This window comes from Microcystis sp. M_QC_C_20170808_M3Col (assembly GCF_007095505.1).
In the GTDB taxonomy this organism is placed as follows: Bacteria; Cyanobacteriota; Cyanobacteriia; order Cyanobacteriales; family Microcystaceae; genus Microcystis.
Window position 1 is genome coordinate 1 of sequence record NZ_SFBY01000094.1, and the last position, 3,079, is coordinate 3,079.

Genomic DNA, 3,079 nt, shown 5'->3' on the forward strand with positions numbered 1-3,079 from the left:
CTTCTTTCGGTGTAACATATTTCATTTTGCCACAAAATCTAGTCAAGCAACTCTATAGTAGTAGATAAAGATAGATTTGGCTATGTTTTATGAGAATTTGGGGTACTAGCAACTACCTCGCCAGCCATCGCGCCAAGTTTTTAGGTGGGGGGGACGACTGCGGCCGTCAGGGGATAAAGTGGTTGGTACTTCGGTAATTTTGAGACCGTAGAGGGATGCTTTCACCACCATCTCGCTGGCGAATTCCATGCCAGTGGTGCGTAGGTTCAATTGTTCGATCGCCCGTTTACTAAACCCGCGCAATCCACAGTGAAAATCACCACAGGGGCTGCCAAAAAATAACCGTCCTAACCAAGTCAAGACAGGATTGCCCAGATACTTATGCAATACTGGCATCGCCCCGGGTTTAATTCCCCCCTGAAAACGATTGCCCATCACCAAATCATAACCCTGTCGCAATTTTTCCAGGAAAGGCGAGAGATTGGTAAAGTCATAGCTATCATCCGCATCCCCCATAATAATGTACTGACCTTTGGCGGCGGCGATACCCCCCCGCAGGGCGCTACCATAACCCCTTTCTGGGATAGGAACCACCCGCGCCCCTGAATTAGTGGCAATTTCTTGGGAACCATCGCTACTGCCATTATCGGCGATTAGCACCTCTCCCGCAATTTTGTGTCGTTCCAGATAATCTCGCGCTTTGCTGATACAGGTGGCCAGGGTTTCCGCCTCGTTGAGACAGGGCATGACGATGGATAATTCTAGAGTAGGTATCTGCTCATTAGGGTCGGCAGCTGCCATGACCTTGTTTTCCAGCATAACAATCGCGGTGGAGTCGTTTTGCCCAAGAGTATAACAGGTTATGTACAGCAGTGGTCTAAATTGTTAGCACACAATCTGCTTATTCTTTTTCATCTAAACGGCAATCTAGATCTGAACTGGACTCTCTGACTTTCTTGATTAGGCAATTTATAGCCTTTCTCATCAAGATGAAGTATAATTTGAGGAATTTTTGATGCGTCCAGGACGCATCCCACAGCCAAATATCGCCAATTTCCCCCTAGGCTTTAGGTCTTAAATAAACTAGAGACTGTTGCCAAATTAAAGTGGGTTTATCGTAGTGATCAACCAGGTATAGACAGTTAACATCTTGCCAAAGGATGCGACCAACGAGGAGATCATCGGTGCTTAACTTAATTTCTACTTCCCGTTTCTCTTGAATATAGCTCTGTACTTGTTTAATACTCGGTAGGCCAGGATCAAATTGAGACATAATGAGTTTATCGATGAGGTGTTCATCCTCTATTATTCCTGTTGAGTAGCTTTTATTGACCATGAAAATCCCCTTTACCAAATATCAAGGCCTGGGCAATGATTTTATTTTGATAGATAACCGTCACAGTTCCGAACCCCTGATCACAGCGGAAATGGCCGTGGCTATGTGCGATCGACATTTTGGTATCGGTGCCGATGGCGTGATTTTTGTGCTTCCCGGCCAAGCAGCAACCGACTACACCATGAGAATTTTCAACTCTGATGGTTCGGAACCGGAAATGTGTGGTAACGGTATTCGCTGTCTAGCCCAATTTATCGCCCGTTTAGAGGCTAACAACAGCATTGGCCGCACCTATCGCATTCATACTCTAGCAGGAACGATGATTCCCCGTTTAGAAGCTAATGAACAGGTAACGGTCGATATGGGGCCGCCGCAACTCCTCGGCAGTGAAATCCCCACCACCTTGGTCAATGGGTCAGAAAAAGTCCTCGCAGTTCCCCTAGAGGTGGAGGGCAAAGATTGGTTAGTTACTTGCGTTAGTATGGGTAATCCCCACTGTGTCACTTTTGTCGATGATCTGGCCTCTATTCCTCTAGAAACTATCGGGCCAAAATTTGAGCATCATCCGGTTTTTCCCCAACGGACTAATGTGGAGTTCGTGGAAGTAATCGCGCCAGATTATATAAAGATGCGTGTCTGGGAAAGAGGAGCGGGAATTACTCTTGCTTGCGGTACCGGCGCTTGTGCTGTGGTGGTGGCGGCCCTGTTGACGGGCAAATGCGATCGCTGGTGTACCGTGGAATTGCCCGGTGGTTGTCTTCAGATTTACTGGTCGGAAACTGATAACCGGGTTTACATGACGGGTTCAGCTAAAGCTGTTTTTGAGGGCATTTACCTGGTCTAAACCAACCAGTCTGGACCGGGACTGAACTCCCCGAACAGCGCCACGGGATTGTTAATTCTTACAGACTGGTAATCCACGCAATGATTCCTTTACCGGTTAACACTTCAATGGCCAAAAGAGAGACAAAGCCAATCATAGCTAGTCTGCCATTCAATTTTTCAGCGTTTTTGGTAAAACCGAGACCGCTAGAACTATCAACGTACATTTTCGGTTCGACAGCAAAGTTATTCAGTCTTCCTTGTTCTTCGGTGGTGTAGCCGCGGGCAGTCATGGGGAGGCTCCTTTTTTGTGCTTATGTCAAAAAGTGTAACACATTGTTAAGTTATGTTGCAAATTTTAACAAAAAATTTCTGGAGACTCAGAAAACCTCGATGGGGTGGTCATACTAAATCCTGTTTAAAAGGTATAGGAGAGTGGGGTGTAGGGTGTCGGGTGTAGGGTGTGGGGAGAAGGGAGCGCCGGAGCTGCGGAGTGGGGAGCAGGGAGAAACAATTCATAACTTGAGAGTTAATCACACTATTAAAAACGGATTTGGGGTCAGTCAACGGCAAGGTTCTAGGCTGTCAGGGTTAACCACAGAAACCAAAAACCTACCTAAAGCTTTTTAAAGTTACTCATTTCTGTAGCTATACAACTAAAAAAAGTAACTTTGGCGACCGATAGATTTTAAGAACGTTATCAGGTATAATCAAGACATGAAGCTAGTTGAACGTCATATTATCAGTCAAAACCATCCCTTATGGTCAGAAATAGACCATTATGCCTTCTTGTCAAAAAATTTGTTCAATCTAGCTAACTACCATTATCGCCAATATTTCTTTGAAAACTCCCAAAAACTGGGTTTTAATCAACTCTATCATCTGGTATCTAAAACCTCAGATTATTTAGCTTTACCCACG

The 3,079-nt window shown here is 45.4% G+C and carries 4 protein-coding genes and 1 pseudogene; 2 read left to right on the forward strand and 3 right to left on the reverse strand.

The features are described 5' to 3' along the window. Nucleotides 1–117: 117 nt before the first annotated feature. Nucleotides 118–819 (reverse strand): annotated as a pseudogene (locus EWV84_RS04910) (glycosyltransferase family 2 protein); the annotation flags it as partial. A gap of 241 nt (nucleotides 820–1,060) precedes the next feature. Beyond that, the gene (locus EWV84_RS04915; RefSeq protein ID WP_002756689.1) at nucleotides 1,061–1,273 is read right to left on the reverse strand and encodes an Hfq-related RNA-binding protein; all 213 of its coding nucleotides are present in this window, start codon (nucleotides 1,271–1,273) and stop codon (nucleotides 1,061–1,063) included. A 61-nt stretch (nucleotides 1,274–1,334) separates the two neighbouring features. On the opposite strand from EWV84_RS04915, the gene dapF reads away from it, so the two are divergent. After that, on the forward strand, nucleotides 1,335–2,180 hold the full coding sequence (dapF, locus tag EWV84_RS04920) for a diaminopimelate epimerase (RefSeq protein ID WP_287076814.1): 846 nt from the start codon (nucleotides 1,335–1,337) through the stop codon (nucleotides 2,178–2,180). Between the two features lie 58 nt (nucleotides 2,181–2,238). Here dapF and EWV84_RS04925 read toward each other — a convergent pair whose 3' ends face one another. Beyond that, nucleotides 2,239–2,451: a CAB/ELIP/HLIP family chlorophyll-binding protein gene (locus EWV84_RS04925; protein ID WP_286825383.1), complete on the reverse strand. Its 213-nt coding sequence runs from the start codon at nucleotides 2,449–2,451 to the stop codon at nucleotides 2,239–2,241. Between the two features lie 424 nt (nucleotides 2,452–2,875). Here EWV84_RS04925 and EWV84_RS04930 point away from each other — a divergent pair. Beyond that, nucleotides 2,876–3,079 (forward strand): transposase (locus tag EWV84_RS04930; RefSeq protein WP_287076816.1); only part of this gene is annotated, 204 nt, incomplete at its 3' end.